Source organism: Thermoanaerobacter brockii subsp. finnii Ako-1, assembly GCF_000175295.2.
GTDB lineage: Bacteria > Bacillota > Thermoanaerobacteria > Thermoanaerobacterales > Thermoanaerobacteraceae > Thermoanaerobacter > Thermoanaerobacter pseudethanolicus.
This window is the reverse complement of sequence record NC_014964.1, coordinates 123,385-144,355: the sequence shown is the minus strand read 5'-3', so window position 1 is coordinate 144,355 and position 20,971 is coordinate 123,385. Positions and strand designations below refer to the sequence as shown.

General features: G+C 37.7%; 9 protein-coding genes, 2 pseudogenes and 4 CRISPR repeat arrays (1 of these 15 cut by a window edge). Of the genes and pseudogenes, 5 read left to right on the top strand and 6 right to left on the bottom strand.

Annotated features, from left to right (window positions below; genetic code table 11):
- Window positions 1–119: 119 nt before the first annotated feature.
- From THEBR_RS00700 to THEBR_RS00675, 6 genes are all read right to left on the bottom strand, one after another.
- The gene (locus THEBR_RS00700; protein ID WP_003871085.1) at window positions 120–899 is read right to left on the bottom strand and encodes an MBL fold metallo-hydrolase; all 780 of its coding nucleotides are present in this window, start codon (window positions 897–899) and stop codon (window positions 120–122) included.
- A gap of 260 nt (window positions 900–1,159) precedes the next feature.
- Entirely contained in the window at window positions 1,160–3,085 is a 1,926-nt protein-coding gene (locus tag THEBR_RS00695; protein WP_012268885.1) for an NAD(P)/FAD-dependent oxidoreductase, read from the bottom strand.
- Between the two features lie 120 nt (window positions 3,086–3,205).
- Window positions 3,206–3,469: a CRISPR-associated endonuclease Cas2 gene (gene cas2, locus THEBR_RS00690; protein ID WP_003871087.1), complete on the bottom strand. Its 264-nt coding sequence runs from the start codon at window positions 3,467–3,469 to the stop codon at window positions 3,206–3,208.
- A 16-nt stretch (window positions 3,470–3,485) separates the two neighbouring features.
- A complete protein-coding gene (gene cas1b / locus THEBR_RS00685) occupies window positions 3,486–4,478 on the bottom strand; it encodes a type I-B CRISPR-associated endonuclease Cas1b (RefSeq protein WP_004399636.1) in 993 nt (330 codons plus the stop codon).
- Complete coding sequence (gene cas4 / locus THEBR_RS00680; protein ID WP_003867574.1) at window positions 4,475–4,972, bottom strand: CRISPR-associated protein Cas4; 498 nt, start codon at window positions 4,970–4,972, stop codon at window positions 4,475–4,477. Before cas4 ends, cas1b begins: the two co-directional genes overlap by 4 nt.
- 328 nt (window positions 4,973–5,300) lie before the next feature.
- Complete coding sequence (locus tag THEBR_RS00675; protein ID WP_009052111.1) at window positions 5,301–6,029, bottom strand: peptidase E; 729 nt, start codon at window positions 6,027–6,029, stop codon at window positions 5,301–5,303.
- Between the two features lie 138 nt (window positions 6,030–6,167).
- Between THEBR_RS00675 and THEBR_RS00670 the strand changes: the two genes are divergently transcribed.
- The 5 genes and pseudogenes from THEBR_RS00670 to THEBR_RS00650 all read left to right on the top strand — a co-directional run bounded on the left by THEBR_RS00670 (window position 6,168) and on the right by THEBR_RS00650 (window position 19,373).
- Window positions 6,168–7,388 (top strand): IS110 family RNA-guided transposase, encoded by a 1,221-nt coding sequence (locus THEBR_RS00670; protein WP_012268884.1) that lies wholly within the window; start codon window positions 6,168–6,170, stop codon window positions 7,386–7,388.
- A 153-nt stretch (window positions 7,389–7,541) separates the two neighbouring features.
- A CRISPR array of direct repeats spans window positions 7,542–9,172; the repeat unit is 30 nt; unit sequence GTTTCAATTCCTTATAGGTAGGCTAAAAAC.
- 322 nt (window positions 9,173–9,494) lie between these two features.
- A complete protein-coding gene (locus tag THEBR_RS00665) occupies window positions 9,495–10,715 on the top strand; it encodes an IS110 family RNA-guided transposase (RefSeq protein ID WP_003869923.1) in 1,221 nt (406 codons plus the stop codon).
- A gap of 152 nt (window positions 10,716–10,867) precedes the next feature.
- Window positions 10,868–13,039: a CRISPR direct-repeat array (repeat unit 30 nt; unit sequence GTTTCAATTCCTTATAGGTAGGCTAAAAAC).
- Between the two features lie 322 nt (window positions 13,040–13,361).
- Entirely contained in the window at window positions 13,362–14,582 is a 1,221-nt protein-coding gene (locus tag THEBR_RS00660; protein ID WP_003869923.1) for an IS110 family RNA-guided transposase, read from the top strand.
- Between the two features lie 438 nt (window positions 14,583–15,020).
- Window positions 15,021–16,241: pseudogene (locus THEBR_RS00655) on the top strand (IS110 family RNA-guided transposase).
- 151 nt (window positions 16,242–16,392) lie between these two features.
- A CRISPR array of direct repeats spans window positions 16,393–17,827; the repeat unit is 30 nt; unit sequence GTTTCAATTCCTTATAGGTAGGCTAAAAAC.
- A gap of 326 nt (window positions 17,828–18,153) precedes the next feature.
- A pseudogene (locus THEBR_RS00650) lies at window positions 18,154–19,373 on the top strand (IS110 family RNA-guided transposase).
- A 151-nt stretch (window positions 19,374–19,524) separates the two neighbouring features.
- Window positions 19,525–20,971: direct repeats of the CRISPR family, unit length 30 nt; unit sequence GTTTCAATTCCTTATAGGTAGGCTAAAAAC; it runs 1,725 nt beyond the window's last position.

The following is a 20,971-nucleotide window of genomic DNA, read 5'->3' as shown; positions in this document are numbered from 1 at the left end:
GACACCCTTGCTCTTGGCTAGTGGTTCCCACTACCAAGCCCACAGCGGACTTTCACCGCCTAGTTATCGCCCATGCCGGGCGCACATACAAAAACAGGGCCTCGCAAAATAGGCCCTGTTTATATTTCTACTAAATCACTTTCAATATTTCTTAAAGCCATACGCACCTCAAATTTTACTCCTGATTTTTTAAGTACATTTGTAACAGTCGCAAAGGCAAGTTCTGGTCTGTTGTTATTTTGGCTTAAATGGCCTAAAAAAGCTATCCCTATCGCTTTCATTTTAAACAGCTTCATGAGAGTGTCTGCTGCAGCATCATTAGAAAGATGCCCTAAATTAGATAAAATCCTTTTTTTAAGAGGCCATGGATATGAACCATTGATAAGCATTTCTATATCATGGTTTGCTTCTAAAAGTACTATATCGGAACCTATAAGATGATTTGCAACACCTCTCGTCATGTATCCTAAATCAGTAGCAATGGAAATTTTTTTATCTCCACATTTAAAGGAAAAACCTACCGGTTCCACGGCATCATGAGACTTTTTAAAGGGCATTATTTTTACATCCCCAATTTCAAATTCTTCTCCTGTGGTAAAATAGAGTTTGTTTTTTTCGGAAATTTCTTTTATGTCTTTCTCCATTACCTCCCATGTAGCTTTATTGGCATATATAGGTATATTGTATCTCCTTGAAAGTACCCCGGCTCCGATAATATGATCTTTATGCTCATGAGTTATAAGAATGGCAGATAGACTTTTAGGGTTTATCCCTATGTTAAGTAATGCTTTTTCAATTGTTCTACCGCTTAAACCCGCATCAACAAGTATATGTACATCTTTATGATTTATGTAAATAGCATTTCCACTGCTTCCTGACCTCAAGGAACAAAACTTCATAGCCAATATACCCGCATTGCGGGTATCCCCCTTTCTTTTGCTATCACAATTAATTATAACAATTTTTCTAAGGCAAGTGAAGAAATTTTCTTTTTAAAGGAAAAGTAATTATTCACATTCGATCTGTGTGCAAATTTTTCATAGCTCAAAAATTCCTCATAATTCTAGCAGAAAGACTTTCAACATTAAATTATCAACATATTCACATACATTTGTGGATAAGTTGATAATTTAAAAATATAAGAGGGGAATAACCCCTCTTATAGGGAAAGACCTAAATTACGTCCCTCAGAAATAGCGTGAACAATCTTTCTCACTTCTTTAGCATCTCCTATAACATGAAGCTTTTCTTGTGGTAAAATCTTACTAACCTCTTCGTAAAGCGAAGGATCTGGTTTTAAACCTACGGCTAAAACTATAGTATCGGGAAGTGGCAGCTCTTTTTCCCCTTCAGGTGTCTCCACCAAAAGGGCCTTTCCTACTTCCTTTAAACGAGTTTTTACATAAATTTCAACACCTCGTTCTTTTAAGCGCTTCATAATGAGAATCTTCTCAAAAACTCCCATGTCTCTTGCTACTTCCTCCAAAAGCTCAATAACCATTACCTTTTTGCCTTGTTCTGAGAGATAATCAGCAGTTTCCATGCCTATCAAGCCGCCACCAATTATAGCAACTTTATCGCCTGCTTGTTTTTCTCCTCTTAATACTTCCACAGCTGTCAAAAAGCCGTATTCTTTAAGTCCGGGAATAGGTGGTACAATTGGCTGTCCTCCTGTCGCAAAGACGACTTCGTCAGCCTCCCATTTTGCTATTTCTTCTGCTGTAACTTTATGATTAAGATTTAAAGTGACACCAACCTTTGGAAGTACCTCTTTATAGTATTCCACGATGCCTTTCAATTCTTCTTTGTGAGGAGGAACAGAACCGGGCAAAACTTGACCTCCGATCTCTCCTTTTTCCTCATAAATGTATACTTTATGTCCTCTTGCAGCAGCAGTATAAGCTGCTTCCAAGCCTGCAAGTCCAGCACCAATGATAAATACTTTCTTTCCAGGTTGAGGTGCTTTTTGTATTTCGATTTCCTCCTCCTTGCCAACTGATGGGTTGAAATTACAACCAAAACGGCGTCCTGCTCTTAATTCATCTAAACAGCCTTGGTGACAAGCAGCACAACGGCGTATTTCCTTGCTGCGTCCTGAGGTAGCTTTTTCTACAAATAGCGGATCAGCCACCAAAGGACGTCCAAGAGCAACTAAATCAGCTTTGCCTGATACCAATATTTCTTCTGCCAATTCTGGCGTATTGATTCGCCCAACAGCGATAACAGGAATATTGACCTGTTTTTTTATTTTTGAAGCAAATTCCCATGCCAATCCTTTTTGCGTTCCCAAAGTTTGCAATGTAATAGCACCAGACTCACAGCTACTTCCTAAAGAAACATCAATAGCAGCAACACCTTTATCTTCTAATATTTTAGCCAGACGGATTGCATCCTCTAATGCCCAACCTCCCGGCACAAATTCATCAGCACTAATGCGTACAATAATTGGAAAATCAGCACCTATCTCTTTCTTTATTTCATCTAATATTTCCATCCCAAAGCGAATTCTATTCTCAAAACTGCCACCATATTCATCCTCTCTCTTGTTAGTATGAGGTGACAAAAACTGGTGAATGAGATAACCATGTCCAAATTGAATTTCCAATGCATCTGCACCAGCTTCATAAGCTCTGACAGCAGCTTTTACGTAAGTATTTTGCCATTTCTTTATGTCCTCATGAGGTATTCCTTGTGGTTCAACTCCAATAGTTGGACAAGCTATTGAAGAAGGTGCGATAAGGGGTAATTTAGTTACCATTGGATTTGCTATCCGCCCTGCATGATTAATATAAACTGCGACTTTGCTACCAGCCTCCTGTAGGGGGGTAATAAGGCGGCGAAGCCCCTCTACCATTGAATCATCATAAATACCTAATTGACGCGGAATTTCTTTCCCTGAGAGGTCTACATATGCTGATTCTAAAACAATTAAACCCACTCCCCCTTTTGCCCTATTTACATAATATTGAATTAGCTCCTCTGTAACCTGTCCCTCTGGTGTAGCATAACCAGTTTTAACAGGCGCCATTACTACCCGATTTTTTAAACTTAAATTGCCTATTTTTATTGGCTTTGTAAGCTCCATTATATCACTCCTTTTGTGCAGTGTATTTTAAAATAATGTTCATAACTATTAAATTCGACATAAAATAGTCAATTCCTGCTTTGTTAAATTTTTGTCTTTATTTGCTTTGAAATGTAAATTTTATATAATTATGTCTTCTCCACCTTTTCTAAGCCCAAGGATTTCTCTTTCAGAATATTTGGTAGTCCGTAAAATATAAAAAATAACTGAATCCTCATCTTTGTCTATTATTCTTGAAAGCTCTATTTTTAGTTTTTTAAGATTGGCTTCTGATATTTCGCCTTCTAAAACAGAATTTTGAACCCAGTGAAGGTATTTTCTGCAAGTTTTTAAGACTTTATTGACCCTTTTTTCATTCACATCGTATACTAAAATTAAAAACATATCTTATCACCTAAATTTACCATTGTGCAATAAAAGGCTTGTACTGTTCTTCTTCAATCAAGTGTTTTTCCAATTTATACAGCTCTAACCTTATAAGTCTTCTATAAGAAACATTGTTAGAAAGATTCCTGTGTTTAATAGTTGTAGCAAGCTTATCTTCAAATTCCTGCACAAATACTTTTTTCCCTTTTTCTTTAAGTAATAATCCTTCTGCATCTTCTTCAAAGTCTTCTTTAGTAACCATTTTTTTGCTAAGCAAGGTAAATATAGTCCTATCTACAATGATAGGCTTAAAAATCTCTGAAACATCAAGATTTAAAGAAAAACGTCTAAAATTGGTCGCATGCAAAAAACCTATTCTCGGGTCTAAGTGGGTTTTGTATATTTCACTTAAAGTTGTCGTATACATCAAAGAATTTCCAAAGCTTATCAATGTATTCAAAAAATTTTGAGGTGGTCTTTTGCTTCTAAAGTCAAACTTAAAATCTGGGTTTTGAATTATCTCATCAAAAGCCTTATAATAATATTCCCTAATATTACCTTCTATTGCCATTAATTCATTTATTGTAGAAGTTGAATCAACGCTCTCCCCTAATTTTTCTATGGAATAAATGACATCTTCCAAATCTTTGCCTCTATTTGAATAATATTTCAAAACTTGCCTTATATTCTTATAAGCTCCTTCGACAAATTTTTGAGCAAGATAAAGCCTTTTACTTTCATCATTATAGTGCTCAGCTTGTCTTAATATCATATAGCCTGAGTTTAAATGTTCTCTTGGATAATAAGACCCTACATAATATCCATAATGATTGAAAAAATGAAGTATAATCTCTGATTGTGTTAAAAACTCAAGAAGTCTTTTGTTAAGGCTTACTTCTCCAAAAACCATTATTTCAGAAGTATTTTCTACTGGTATAAATTTTCTTCCATTTTCTCCTTCAAAAAATAGAGTATTATCTTTTCTTTTTAATTCCCCATCTGAAAAAATATAAATCGTTTTTTTCATGACATACAAAACTCCTTATACCCACAATTTTTACAATATGGAATTTTTATAAAAGCAGGTGGCTTTTCTTTATATACTATATCTTTAATTTCTTCAATTGCCTTTATAACTTCTCTTTCAAATTCTGGTGTAAGTTCTACTACTTCCCTCTTCCTTTCTTCTGGAAAAAAAAGTTGCCCTTTTGCAGTTATTCCGCTTTGCTTTAACTTGTAGAGATAAAATAAAAGTTGCATTTTAGCACTATCTTCCGCTTTTGAACTTTTCTTTACCTCGCCAATTAAAATATTATCTTTTTCCATTCTCACAAGGTCTAATACCACATTTTCAAAATGAATCTTTTTTCTATCCCTTTGATAAGAATTTTCATCAATAAGCCTACCTATTTCAATATAAGGATGTTCTTGGTCAGGCACTATCTGATGTGCCATAAGCCAAACTTGCCTTTTACAAATGGTATAACTTTGCATCAATGCCCCTGTAACCTCAAATTCCATAGTATCACCTATAAAAGTTTTTTATATTTTTTAATTAAACTATTTTTAATCCTCATCAAAACCGGAATACATAAACTTATCAGCTATTAATGACTCTAACTACATTATCTTGTCATCTGAATATTCCCTATCTTCGATTGGTTTACCTAATTTTTAAATACCTCCAATTGTTCATCATTAAAAAATGTTTAATCTTTTCTATTTTCAATTAACCTTTCTATTTTGTTTGAAATTTTAATAAAAGTTTAAAACTATAGTCTCTTCTTCATGTTTTATATGCCTTTACCTAATTTCAATTCCTTATATGTAGGCTAAAAACCTGTTATATTTAAATCAGCAAATTGAATGGAATATAATCACGATGCCTTATCTCATCCACAAACAATTTATTTTCACTTCTTCTGAACACATAGGCATGTGCATTTTCAAAAGAATTTATGATTTTAAAAGTATCGTCTACGATTTCAATTGCGCAACCATTTTCTAGTCCTATACCCACTCCTTCGAAATCTATCATGAATTTCTCAAAAAGTTCCCTTCTATTTTCCTCGTTAAGATGAGGACATAGTATTGCATCGAAAAGCCCTAATCCTTCAACTTTAGTGTAATGCCAGTTTTCTTGATTTTCAAATCTCTGTGAATCGCTGAATCCATATTTGAACCAGCATATGGCTCCCGCACTCAACCCTGAAAGTACCGTTCCTCTTTGATAAGCATCGATAAGCATCTTATCGACACCTTTCGATCTCCAGATCTCCATCATCCTTTTTGTGTTACCACCACCGACATAAATCAAATCTGCCCATGAGATCTTCTTCTCTATCTGTGAACTATCAGGATCATCTTTTATCAAGAATAAAATATCTGTCTCACATCCAAGCATTTTACCATAGACAAAGTCAAAATTATCACAATACGCTTCAGGTTCGCCACTTGCCGTTGGTACAAAAAGGGCTTTTGGCTTAGCCTTGTCAGTTAGTTTGACTATTTCTTCATCTATCTTAAAAGTTTCAAATTTTGAAATCTCTCCTCCTCCTATGGCAACTACCTTTTTCATATCCTCACCCCGTTTATAAATGAATTAGATCACAGGACCTAAAACCATTAAATCAGATAACCCATTATGGTTGTTGCACCAGCTCTTCAATATTAAAGTCGCTATCGTACAAATATTAAAAAAGGAACTGGTTCTTTTATGGATTTAGTTTATTCTCACGTTTGCGGATTAGATGTCCATAAAAAGAGCGTCGTAGCTTGTATAATAACACCGGAAGGTAAAGAAATCCGCACCTTTTCAACCATGACCGATGACCTTATTGCATTAAAAGAATTTATTAAAGCTAAAGGTTGTTCTGTTGTTGCTATGGAAAGTACCGGCTCTTATTGGAAACCTATTTACAATCTACTTGAGCTTGAGAGCATTAAAATCCTACTCGTCAATGCTAAGCATATTAAAAATGTCCCTGGTAGAAAAACCGATGTAAAAGATGCTGAGTGGATAGCAAGTCTCTTACAACATGGCCTTTTGCAAGGCAGCTTTGTGCCAGATCGTGAACAAAGAGAACTTCGCGAGCTTGTACGCTATAGAAAAAGCCTCATTGAAGAAAAATCAAGAGAACTTAATCGCATACAAAAGGTTTTAGAAGGAGCTAATATCAAACTGTCTTCGGTAGTCTCTGATATCAACGGGGCATCCAGTCGTTCTATACTTGAGGCTATTATAAATGGTGAAGAAAATCCCGAAACCCTGGCTGAGCTTTCTCAAGGCAAGCTAAAAAATAAAATGGATGAACTAAAACGCGCTTTAAAAGGCTTGATCAATCATCACCAAAGGATGCTTCTGGAAATACAGCTTAGACATATTGATTACCTTGATGAAGAAATAGCAAAATTAGACGAAGAAATTAAAAATCGAATGCTCCCTTTTGAAAAAGACCTGGCACTGCTGGATACAATCCCTGGAGTCGGAAGAAGAACTGCAGAACAAATAATAGCCGAAATCGGCACGAATATGGAACAGTTCCCCTCTGCTGCCCATTTGTGTTCTTGGGCAGGGTTGTGTCCAGGTCATAATGAAAGTGCTGGTAAACAAAAGTCTGCAAGAACTCGAAAAGGTAACCAAAAATTGCGAAGCTCTCTTATTGAAGCTGCCAGAGCTGCCTCAAGGGCAAAAGATACTTATCTCTCAAGTCAGTACCACCGCATCGCTGCTCGAAGAGGAGCAAACCGTGCAGCAGTTGCAGTGGCACATAGCATTTTAATTATAGTTTATCATATTCTCAAGCAAAAGCAACCATATATTGAATTAGGTCCTACTTATTATGAAGAGAAAAAGCGTAATATGATTATTCGTCAATCTTTAAAAAAGCTAGAGTCTTTAGGCCTTAAGGTCACGGTCGAATCTGCAGTGTCTTAACTTTTAATTTAACTTTATTAACCATTTATTTATCCCATATTTTTACATCGGTATGGGTTTAGTTTTTTGTTGCCTTTTTGAGAGACACTATTTTCAGGATAGGTAGGCTAAAAACTTTCTACGTAACCGAGATTGAGCGTAAAACCAACATGGGTTTCAATTCCTTATAGGTAGGCTAAAAACCCATCTTTTTTGTGCCGTATTCGACGTATGCAGCATAGTTTCAATTCCTTATAGGTAGGCTAAAAACGAGAATATTATTTAACAAAAGTTGGTAGTTGGAATGATAGTTTCAATTCCTTATAGGTAGGCTAAAAACGTATACAACAGAACATACCAAAACTACAAACAATGTGTTTCAATTCCTTATAGGTAGGCTAAAAACTCATGCTTGCAATAGCAAGCGGTTTGATAGATTATGAGTTTCAATTCCTTATAGGTAGGCTAAAAACCAACCGAATCCACGGCAACCTCCCACGTCTGCGTTAGTTTCAATTCCTTATAGGTAGGCTAAAAACGCCTGTATGTTAGCGAGCAATGTGTATCTGGCGAGGATATGTTTCAATTCCTTATAGGTAGGCTAAAAACACAAAGCAAAGCCAAACGTTTAGAGCTATTATATCGAGTTTCAATTCCTTATAGGTAGGCTAAAAACGGCAAAAATGAGCAAATTAGCAAAACAGCTTGGCAAGTTTCAATTCCTTATAGGTAGGCTAAAAACTCCGACAGACAAAGCTGCAAAATTAATGAAAGAGCTGTTTCAATTCCTTATAGGTAGGCTAAAAACTTTAAAACAAGCTGATATGGCTAAACTACTAGGGAGTTTCAATTCCTTATAGGTAGGCTAAAAACCTCATTTCAAAGCGACATGGTATCATCTTTTCACTCGGTTTCAATTCCTTATAGGTAGGCTAAAAACCACCTTTCTCTACATTGCTTTTAAGTATATCTAAAGAAGTTTCAATTCCTTATAGGTAGGCTAAAAACACGTCGGATTTGTAGGCGACCCTGCATTACAGGCTGGGTTTCAATTCCTTATAGGTAGGCTAAAAACGACAAATTTGCAGCCGTTTTAAGCGCCATTTTGGGCGGTTTCAATTCCTTATAGGTAGGCTAAAAACTAAAATTGTATTATTCATGTATGCATCCTCAAGCGCTGTTTCAATTCCTTATAGGTAGGCTAAAAACGGATACATCTCTCTCCCTCCCTAGTACTCAATCAGGTTTCAATTCCTTATAGGTAGGCTAAAAACGTGTGTGTCTGGATGAAATGGTGGGTCTATTTCTACGGTTTCAATTCCTTATAGGTAGGCTAAAAACTTATAGATGCTCCTGCTGCTGCAAGTAGTGGCAATGGTTTCAATTCCTTATAGGTAGGCTAAAAACTCCACACGGGTGCTGCTTCTGTTCCCGTATTTACTGTTTCAATTCCTTATAGGTAGGCTAAAAACCACACCTCCTTTTTGATGTTTTTTGACATTTTCTACAGTTTCAATTCCTTATAGGTAGGCTAAAAACAAGCGAAGCGGAGATAAATGCAATATTGAACAATATCTGTTTCAATTCCTTATAGGTAGGCTAAAAACTGCAGGGTACAGGTCCTTTAACAAAGACGACAGCGGTTTCAATTCCTTATAGGTAGGCTAAAAACTGCTTGTTTATATCCTTTCCAATAATAAGCACCAGCGTTTCAATTCCTTATAGGTAGGCTAAAAACCAATTGGAAGCGGCAAAGTTAATAGCTGAAGGCTATCGTTTCAATTCCTTATAGGTAGGCTAAAAACGCTATTGCGTTTGGGGTGCCACCGGAGCTGATAGGGTTTCAATTCCTTATAGACTCCCATGCCGCAAATGCGGCACCAGCAGAGGATGAAAATGTCCTTTTTTGATGATATAATCAGTACAGCGGCTGGTGAAGAAAGGTCGTTCTTACCTTGGTGCTTTGAGCCCGACTCATAGACAGACTCCAACGACCAGGTGCACCACAGATTGTTGCTCCCTTTACGGGAAGCACGCAGGATAGAATAACCCCTTATGGTTGTTGCACCAGCTCTTCAATTTTACAGTCGCTATCGTTCAAATTTTAAAAAAGGAGTTGGTTCTTTCATGGATTTAGTTTATTCTCATGTTTGCGGATTAGATGTCCATAAAAAGAATGTCGTAGCTTGTATAATAACACCAGAAGGTAAAGAAATCCGCACTTTTTCAACTATGACCGATGACCTTATTGCATTAAAAGAATTTATTAAAGCTAAAGGTTGTTCTGTTGTTGCTATGGAAAGTACCGGCTCTTATTGGAAACCTATTTACAATCTACTTGAGCTTGAGAGCATTAAAATCCTACTCGTCAATGCTAAGCATATTAAAAATGTCCCTGGTAGAAAAACCGATGTAAAAGATGCTGAGTGGATAGCAAGTCTCTTACAACATGGCCTTTTGCAAGGCAGCTTTGTGCCAGATCGTGAACAAAGAGAACTTCGCGAGCTTGTACGCTATAGAAAAAGCCTCATTGAAGAAAAATCAAGAGAACTTAATCGCATACAAAAGGTTTTAGAAGGAGCTAATATCAAACTGTCTTCGGTAGTCTCTGATATCAACGGGGCATCCAGTCGTTCTATACTTGAGGCTATTATAAATGGTGAAGAAAATCCCGAAACCCTGGCTGAGCTTTCTCAAGGCAAGCTAAAAAATAAAATGGATGAACTAAAACGCGCTTTAAAAGGCTTGATCAATCATCACCAAAGGATGCTTCTGGAAATACAGCTTAGACATATTGATTACCTTGATGAAGAAATAGCAAAATTAGACGAAGAAATTAAAAATCGAATGCTCCCTTTTGAAAAAGACCTGGCACTGCTGGATACAATCCCTGGAGTCGGAAGAAGAACTGCAGAACAAATAATAGCCGAAATCGGCACGAATATGGAACAGTTCCCCTCTGCTGCCCATTTGTGTTCTTGGGCAGGGTTGTGTCCAGGTCATAATGAAAGTGCTGGTAAACAAAAGTCTGCAAGAACTCGAAAAGGTAACCAAAAATTGCGAAGCTCTCTTATTGAAGCTGCCAGAGCTGCCTCAAGGGCAAAAGATACTTATCTCTCAAGTCAGTACCACCGCATCGCTGCTCGAAGAGGAGCAAACCGTGCAGCAGTTGCAGTGGCACATAGCATTTTAATTATAGTTTATCATATTCTCAAGCAAAAGCAACCATATATTGAATTAGGTCCTACTTATTATGAAGAGAAAAAGCGTAATATGATTATTCGTCAATCTTTAAAAAAGCTAGAGTCTTTAGGCCTTAAGGTCACGGTCGAATCTGCAGTGTCTTAACTTTTAATTTAACTTTATTAACCATTTATTTATCCCATATTTTTACATCGGTATGGGTTTAGTTTTTTGTTGCCTTTTTGAGAGACACTATTTTCAGGATAGGTAGGCTAAAAACTCTTTTTATCCAGTTCTGCACTTGCCTTTGCTATCCAGTTTCAATTCCTTATAGGTAGGCTAAAAACCAAGCAATAAAAGACGTACTTGATAGGTTAGACATGTTTCAATTCCTTATAGGTAGGCTAAAAACTACTCCAGAACAGCGCAAGACCACCGGGAGCGTTGGGTTTCAATTCCTTATAGGTAGGCTAAAAACTTTTTGCTGCCTCAACAAGGCTATCCCATTTATCTTGGTTTCAATTCCTTATAGGTAGGCTAAAAACACAGCAACATGAGGTAACAACGGGGAACTTTTTTATGTTTCAATTCCTTATAGGTAGGCTAAAAACCTATAGCCAGCAGGTTGGCCGGGTTCTGCGAGTTTCTGTTTCAATTCCTTATAGGTAGGCTAAAAACATGTTCACCATATAATTTGTGTTCCCAAGGTTATGGGGTTTCAATTCCTTATAGGTAGGCTAAAAACTGGCCGGTGAAGATTAAGGTTCGCGCCGGCGAGTATTTGTTTCAATTCCTTATAGGTAGGCTAAAAACCAGATGGGTGAGTTCGAGCGCCTAAAGGAATTCCAAAGTTTCAATTCCTTATAGGTAGGCTAAAAACAAAAATTCGACACTGCAAAGGCGCTTCAAGAGATAATGTTTCAATTCCTTATAGGTAGGCTAAAAACCTCTGCCTCGGAAGATGCTGCCATCTTTGCGCACGTAAGTTTCAATTCCTTATAGGTAGGCTAAAAACTATACAACCACTTGATAAACAAGGCAATGTAATACACAGTTTCAATTCCTTATAGGTAGGCTAAAAACATATAGACGGAAAGGTAATTGTCCTCAAAAAGATCTGTTTCAATTCCTTATAGGTAGGCTAAAAACTCGCTGTCCACGTTTAGACCAAGTCCCTCGGACAAAAGTTTCAATTCCTTATAGGTAGGCTAAAAACGAAGAGAGGGAGTAAACCCTCTCTATTCCTCTTCTTCGTTTCAATTCCTTATAGGTAGGCTAAAAACCAGGCGATGCAATAGTATCGAGAATTGCTGAAATGTGGTTTCAATTCCTTATAGGTAGGCTAAAAACCAAACTCAAGAAACATGATACACAATGATACACTTTTCTGGTTTCAATTCCTTATAGGTAGGCTAAAAACCTGCAAGGTGAAAGAGTTGCTTTAGCATCGTCCGAGGGTTTCAATTCCTTATAGGTAGGCTAAAAACCGTGCTTCGCAAGACAAACATGCCGGCCGTATTAACGTTTCAATTCCTTATAGGTAGGCTAAAAACCCGTTTAAATCAATCAGCGCCGGGATCGCCTTATTGTGTTTCAATTCCTTATAGGTAGGCTAAAAACGGAAAGATACTGAGGAGGCGAAAAAAGATGGAAGCATGTTTCAATTCCTTATAGGTAGGCTAAAAACGATGACAGCAGAAGAGGCTTTGCAGTATGGGTTCGCGTTTCAATTCCTTATAGGTAGGCTAAAAACCCAGGTGTCCTGCATATCGTCCATGCATTGGTAGAGTTTCAATTCCTTATAGGTAGGCTAAAAACCCCACCGGGAACAGCCGCACAACTACAGAGAGAGCATGGTTTCAATTCCTTATAGGTAGGCTAAAAACCGGCTGCTGTAATGGATGGGGCGGTCCGAGAGGAAAGTTTCAATTCCTTATAGGTAGGCTAAAAACAGGCAAATCCGTTCTCTGCTCGGCTATTGAGCAAATAATGTTTCAATTCCTTATAGGTAGGCTAAAAACGAAGAACAAGAACCATGTCCACTTTTTTGGGAACACGGTTTCAATTCCTTATAGGTAGGCTAAAAACCTTCTTGCACGAAATCTTTCTCCTAATTTACTTTCAAGTTTCAATTCCTTATAGGTAGGCTAAAAACCGTAAATATCCTGAACCTGTTGAATATATAGAGGGAAAGTTTCAATTCCTTATAGGTAGGCTAAAAACGAGTAGGCATCATATTTGTAGGAAGCTACGGTACTGGGTTTCAATTCCTTATAGGTAGGCTAAAAACCTCCACAAGGCACATTAAATTTTATATGTCATAGTTGTTTCAATTCCTTATAGGTAGGCTAAAAACCAATTAGACAAGTTGCTTTCTGCACGGTCTGAGATGGGTTTCAATTCCTTATAGGTAGGCTAAAAACTAAGAGTGGATGGAGATAGTATGATAGGTGATGGCAGTTTCAATTCCTTATAGGTAGGCTAAAAACTTTCCCGTCGTAAGTCTTTGCCCCAGGTTTGACCTGTTTCAATTCCTTATAGACTCCCATGCCGCAAATGCGGCACCAGCAGAGGATGAAAATGTCCTTTTTTGATGATATAATCAGTACAGCGGCTGGTGAAGAAAGGTCGTTCTTACCTTGGTGCTTTGAGCCCGACTCATAGACAGACTCCAACGACCAGGTGCACCACAGATTGTTGCTCCCTTTACGGGAAGCACGCAGGATAGAATAACCCCTTATGGTTGTTGCACCAGCTCTTCAATTTTACAGTCGCTATCGTTCAAATTTTAAAAAAGGAGTTGGTTCTTTCATGGATTTAGTTTATTCTCATGTTTGCGGATTAGATGTCCATAAAAAGAATGTCGTAGCTTGTATAATAACACCAGAAGGTAAAGAAATCCGCACTTTTTCAACTATGACCGATGACCTTATTGCATTAAAAGAATTTATTAAAGCTAAAGGTTGTTCTGTTGTTGCTATGGAAAGTACCGGCTCTTATTGGAAACCTATTTACAATCTACTTGAGCTTGAGAGCATTAAAATCCTACTCGTCAATGCTAAGCATATTAAAAATGTCCCTGGTAGAAAAACCGATGTAAAAGATGCTGAGTGGATAGCAAGTCTCTTACAACATGGCCTTTTGCAAGGCAGCTTTGTGCCAGATCGTGAACAAAGAGAACTTCGCGAGCTTGTACGCTATAGAAAAAGCCTCATTGAAGAAAAATCAAGAGAACTTAATCGCATACAAAAGGTTTTAGAAGGAGCTAATATCAAACTGTCTTCGGTAGTCTCTGATATCAACGGGGCATCCAGTCGTTCTATACTTGAGGCTATTATAAATGGTGAAGAAAATCCCGAAACCCTGGCTGAGCTTTCTCAAGGCAAGCTAAAAAATAAAATGGATGAACTAAAACGCGCTTTAAAAGGCTTGATCAATCATCACCAAAGGATGCTTCTGGAAATACAGCTTAGACATATTGATTACCTTGATGAAGAAATAGCAAAATTAGACGAAGAAATTAAAAATCGAATGCTCCCTTTTGAAAAAGACCTGGCACTGCTGGATACAATCCCTGGAGTCGGAAGAAGAACTGCAGAACAAATAATAGCCGAAATCGGCACGAATATGGAACAGTTCCCCTCTGCTGCCCATTTGTGTTCTTGGGCAGGGTTGTGTCCAGGTCATAATGAAAGTGCTGGTAAACAAAAGTCTGCAAGAACTCGAAAAGGTAACCAAAAATTGCGAAGCTCTCTTATTGAAGCTGCCAGAGCTGCCTCAAGGGCAAAAGATACTTATCTCTCAAGTCAGTACCACCGCATCGCTGCTCGAAGAGGAGCAAACCGTGCAGCAGTTGCAGTGGCACATAGCATTTTAATTATAGTTTATCATATTCTCAAGCAAAAGCAACCATATATTGAATTAGGTCCTACTTATTATGAAGAGAAAAAGCGTAATATGATTATTCGTCAATCTTTAAAAAAGCTAGAGTCTTTAGGCCTTAAGGTCACGGTCGAATCTGCAGTGTCTTAACTTTTAATTTAACTTTATTAACCATTTATTTATCCCATATTTTTACATCGGTATGGGTTTAGTTTTTTGTTGCCTTTTTGAGAGACACTATTTTCAGGATAGGTAGGCTAAAAACGGATTGCGGTTATAAACTACGAAGCCACATGGCGAAGTTTCAATTCCTTATAGACTCCCATGCCGCAAATGCGGCACCAGCAGAGGATGAAAATGTCCTTTTTTGATGATATAATCAGTACAGCGGCTGGTGAAGAAAGGTCGTTCTTACCTTGGTGCTTTGAGCCCGACTCATAGACAGACTCCAACGACCAGGTGCACCACAGATTGTTGCTCCCTTTACGGGAAGCACGCAGGATAGAATAACCCCTTATGGTTGTTGCACCAGCTCTTCAATTTTACAGTCGCTATCGTTCAAATTTTAAAAAAGGAGTTGGTTCTTTCATGGATTTAGTTTATTCTCATGTTTGCGGATTAGATGTCCATAAAAGAATGTCGTAGCTTGTATAATAACACCAGAAGGTAAAGAAATCCGCACTTTTTCAACTATGACCGATGACCTTATTGCATTAAAAGAATTTATTAAAGCTAAAGGTTGTTCTGTTGTTGCTATGGAAAGTACCGGCTCTTATTGGAAACCTATTTACAATCTACTTGAGCTTGAGAGCATTAAAATCCTACTCGTCAATGCTAAGCATATTAAAAATGTCCCTGGTAGAAAAACCGATGTAAAAGATGCTGAGTGGATAGCAAGTCTCTTACAACATGGCCTTTTGCAAGGCAGCTTTGTGCCAGATCGTGAACAAAGAGAACTTCGCGAGCTTGTACGCTATAGAAAAAGCCTCATTGAAGAAAAATCAAGAGAACTTAATCGCATACAAAAGGTTTTAGAAGGAGCTAATATCAAACTGTCTTCGGTAGTCTCTGATATCAACGGGGCATCCAGTCGTTCTATACTTGAGGCTATTATAAATGGTGAAGAAAATCCCGAAACCCTGGCTGAGCTTTCTCAAAGGCAAGCTAAAAAATAAAATGGATGAACTAAAACGCGCTTTAAAAGGCTTGATCAATCATCACCAAAGGATGCTTCTGGAAATACAGCTTAGACATATTGATTACCTTGATGAAGAAATAGCAAAATTAGACGAAGAAATTAAAAATCGAATGCTCCCTTTTGAAAAAGACCTGGCACTGCTGGATACAATCCCTGGAGTCGGAAGAAGAACTGCAGAACAAATAATAGCCGAAATCGGCACGAATATGGAACAGTTCCCCTCTGCTGCCCATTTGTGTTCTTGGGCAGGGTTGTGTCCAGGTCATAATGAAAGTGCTGGTAAACAAAAGTCTGCAAGAACTCGAAAAGGTAACCAAAAATTGCGAAGCTCTCTTATTGAAGCTGCCAGAGCTGCCTCAAGGGCAAAAGATACTTATCTCTCAAGTCAGTACCACCGCATCGCTGCTCGAAGAGGAGCAAACCGTGCAGCAGTTGCAGTGGCACATAGCATTTTAATTATAGTTTATCATATTCTCAAGCAAAAGCAACCATATATTGAATTAGGTCCTACTTATTATGAAGAGAAAAAGCGTAATATGATTATTCGTCAATCTTTAAAAAAGCTAGAGTCTTTAGGCCTTAAGGTCACGGTCGAATCTGCAGTGTCTTAACTTTTAATTTAACTTTATTAACCATTTATTTATCCCATATTTTTACATCGGTATGGGTTTAGTTTTTTGTTGCCTTTTTGAGAGACACTATTTTCAGGATAGGTAGGCTAAAAACTCTTTGTCCTATTTCATACATTCCAATTGTTCCTCTGTTTCAATTCCTTATAGGTAGGCTAAAAACATACATCTTCATCATTGTCGTAGACGTTTATATACCGTTTCAATTCCTTATAGGTAGGCTAAAAACCGTTATACCCGATACCGGCCCAGCCACGGCCTATGGTTTCAATTCCTTATAGGTAGGCTAAAAACTGGCGTCAACCTTGTTCTCTATGCCCACGTAATCCAGTTTCAATTCCTTATAGGTAGGCTAAAAACGTTGAGGTGATAATGATGGCTAATATAAAAAGATGGACGTTTCAATTCCTTATAGGTAGGCTAAAAACCTATTCGGTCGGCTGGACCACCGACCCGTCACGGTAGAGTTTCAATTCCTTATAGGTAGGCTAAAAACCTTAATCGTCTTATTGTAATGATGCCGCCACGTCATGGGTTTCAATTCCTTATAGGTAGGCTAAAAACCTCATAATTTCCATGATGATTACTGGATGCCGGTGCTAGTTTCAATTCCTTATAGGTAGGCTAAAAACCCTGTAATATCTGCTTCTTTGCTGTATGTACTGCGTAGTTTCAATTCCTTATAGGTAGGCTAAAAACCATAAAAAAATCAACGGTATAAAGTACAGAATTTTTGGTTTCAATTCCTTATAGGTAGGCTAAAAACGATGGAAGTTTTCAAGCTTATTAGCCAAAATTCCTTGTTTCAATTCCTTATAGGTAGGCTAAAAACTAGAAATAAGAATGAAAAGATTATGACAGGTTCTTAGTTTCAATTCCTTATAGGTAGGCTAAAAACGTTATTGCCCCTGATATCATGGCCCAACAACTTAATGTTTCAATTCCTTATAGGTAGGCTAAAAACCCAATCCATAAATGCATCCGCTTTGGGTTGCCTGCGTTTCAATTCCTTATAGGTAGGCTAAAAACCGGATTTCATAAGAAAGGTAATTAAAGAAGACAATGTCAGTTTCAATTCCTTATAGGTAGGCTAAAAACTTCAGAAAGGATGATGAATATGTCAAAACAACAGCTGTTTCAATTCCTTATAGGTAGGCTAAAAACTCAACCCTTGCAGCAAAGCCACTGGTTTTTTGCTTTAGTTTCAATTCCTTATAGGTAGGCTAAAAACCGGGAGAGAGGCTTATGCACTCCTAAAGCAAGGTGCATGTTTCAATTCCTTATAGGTAGGCTAAAAACCATAAACTCCACCTGTGGCCTCGGCTGCTGCTTCCATGGTTTCAATTCCTTATAGGTAGGCTAAAAACCCCACTATGCCGTTTTCAGGCAGTTTAACCGCCCTTTGTTTCAATTCCTTATAGGTAGGCTAAAAACCTTTTAGTTTGTTTTGGACGTAATAAAACTATTGCCGTTTCAATTCCTTATAGGTAGGCTAAAAACCCTGTCGCATTATATCGCGACAGGAGAAGACCTCGGCGGTTTCAATTCCTTATAGGTAGGCTAAAAACCAAGGTCTATCTTGTAGCAACAAGCTTAAAGCAAATTAGGTTTCAATTCCTTATAGACTCCCATGCCGCAAATGCGGCACCAGCAGAGGATGAAAATGTCCTTTTTTGATGATATAATCAGTACAGCGGCTGGTGAAGAAAGGTCGTTCTTACCTTGGTGCTTTGAGCCCGACTCATAGACAGACTCCAACGACCAGGTGCACCACAGATTGTTGCTCCCTTTACGGGAAGCACGCAGGATAGAATAACCCCTTATGGTTGTTGCACCAGCTCTTCAATTTTACAGTCGCTATCGTTCAAATTTTAAAAAAGGAGTTGGCTCTTTCATGGATTTAGTTTACTCTCACGTTTGCGGATTAGATGTCCATAAAAAGAATGTCGTAGCTTGTATAATAACACCAGAAGGTAAAGAAATCCGCACTTTTTCAACTATGACCGATGACCTTATTGCATTAAAAGAATTTATTAAAGCTAAAGGTTGTTCTGTTGTTGCTATGGAAAGTACCGGCTCTTATTGGAAACCTATTTACAATCTACTTGAGCTTGAGAGCATTAAAATCCTACTCGTCAATGCTAAGCATATTAAAAATGTCCCTGGTAGAAAAACCGATGTAAAAGATGCTGAGTGGATAGCAAGTCTCTTACAACATGGCCTTTTGCAAGGCAGCTTTGTGCCAGATCGTGAACAAAGAGAACTTCGCGAGCTTGTACGCTATAGAAAAAGCCTCATTGAAGAAAAATCAAGAGAACTTAATCGCATACAAAAGGTTTTAGAAGGAGCTAATATCAAACTGTCTTCGGTAGTCTCTGATATCAACGGGGCATCCAGTCGTTCTATACTTGAGGCTATTATAAATGGTGAAGAAAATCCCGAAACCCTGGCTGAGCTTTCTCAAGGCAAGCTAAAAATAAAATGGATGAACTAAAACGCGCTTTAAAAGGCTTGATCAATCATCACCAAAGGATGCTTCTGGAAATACAGCTTAGACATATTGATTACCTTGATGAAGAAATAGCAAAATTAGACGAAGAAATTAAAAATCGAATGCTCCCTTTTGAAAAAGACCTGGCACTGCTGGATACAATCCCTGGAGTCGGAAGAAGAACTGCAGAACAAATAATAGCCGAAATCGGCACGAATATGGAACAGTTCCCCTCTGCTGCCCATTTGTGTTCTTGGGCAGGGTTGTGTCCAGGTCATAATGAAAGTGCTGGTAAACAAAAGTCTGCAAGAACTCGAAAAGGTAACCAAAAATTGCGAAGCTCTCTTATTGAAGCTGCCAGAGCTGCCTCAAGGGCAAAAGATACTTATCTCTCAAGTCAGTACCACCGCATCGCTGCTCGAAGAGGAGCAAACCGTGCAGCAGTTGCAGTGGCACATAGCATTTTAATTATAGTTTATCATATTCTCAAGCAAAAGCAACCATATATTGAATTAGGTCCTACTTATTATGAAGAGAAAAAGCGTAATATGATTATTCGTCAATCTTTAAAAAAGCTAGAGTCTTTAGGCCTTAAGGTCACGGTCGAATCTGCAGTGTCTTAACTTTTAATTTAACTTTATTAACCATTTATTTATCCCATATTTTTACATCGGTATGGGTTTAGTTTTTTGTTGCCTTTTTGAGAGACACTATTTTCAGGATAGGTAGGCTAAAAACTTTTCCATTTTTTAAACCTCCTTAATTTTTAATACTGTTTCAATTCCTTATAGGTAGGCTAAAAACCAGAGAATGAATTAACAGAAGAACAATTTAAGCGATGTTTCAATTCCTTATAGGTAGGCTAAAAACCGAAAGCACCTTTTCCTTTGCAATATTAAAAGGCTCTAGTTTCAATTCCTTATAGGTAGGCTAAAAACCTGAGATTCAGCGTTTTTTCTTTGTTTCAGGATATTAGTTTCAATTCCTTATAGGTAGGCTAAAAACCCATTGAGGTTTTAGATAACTACAAAGGTGCTACAGGGTTTCAATTCCTTATAGGTAGGCTAAAAACCTTCAGCTCTGCATTATTTTTTAATGTTTCAATACTGGTTTCAATTCCTTATAGGTAGGCTAAAAACCTTTTCATGTTCTTTTGCCTCCTCCAACTGCTTTTCGTTTCAATTCCTTATAGGTAGGCTAAAAACGTAATATGTTAAAAAATAACAATCTTGCTAAAGCAAGTTTCAATTCCTTATAGGTAGGCTAAAAACTCAATACTTAGCCAATCAACATATCCATCACTAGTTTGTTTCAATTCCTTATAGGTAGGCTAAAAACCTTTAATACTATAGAACTAATTGAGGTAAAAAAGGTGGGTTTCAATTCCTTATAGGTAGGCTAAAAACAAAAAACTGCAACCATCGCATCCTTGCAGGAACAGCTGTTTCAATTCCTTATAGGTAGGCTAAAAACCTAACCTGCTGTTACCTTAATTATAAGCAACAGGCTGGTTTCAATTCCTTATAGGTAGGCTAAAAACCTCTTCCATGTTTATACCTCCTCAATCTTTAGTACTGTTTCAATTCCTTATAGGTAGGCTAAAAACTCCATGACGTCGTAGGCATTGCAGTCTGCAGGCACGGTTTCAATTCCTTATAGGTAGGCTAAAAACCCACGAGACCCCTCCACATCGCGCGCTTAAATATCAGTTTCAATTCCTTATAGGTAGGCTAAAAACTTTATCATTTTTTTTTCATCCTTTCCCTCGTTTACAGTTTCAATTCCTTATAGGTAGGCTAAAAACGGAGCATGAAGAAGTGGTCTTTGCCCGGGGCCAGGATTGTTTCAATTCCTTATAGGTAGGCTAAAAACATGCAGTCAGCTGGTGGAAAGATAGGCGAGCTTGTGTTTCAATTCCTTATAGGTAGGCTAAAAACCGTTTGTGAAATTTCATAATTTTGATAATATGTTGTTGTTTCAATTCCTTATAGGTAGGCTAAAAACCCTGTGCTTTATAAAGACGGCAGAGAAGAATCAATCATTAGTTTCAATTCCTTATAGGTAGGCTAAAAACTTAACGTACTAGTCAACGGCGGGGTGGAAGAGTGCTGGTTTCAATTCCTTATAGGTAGGCTAAAAACTTGGAATGCAGAAAGAGAAGCAATCAAGTATCAAGAGTGTTTCAATTCCTTATAGGTAGGCTAAAAACTAACTCCCAGTC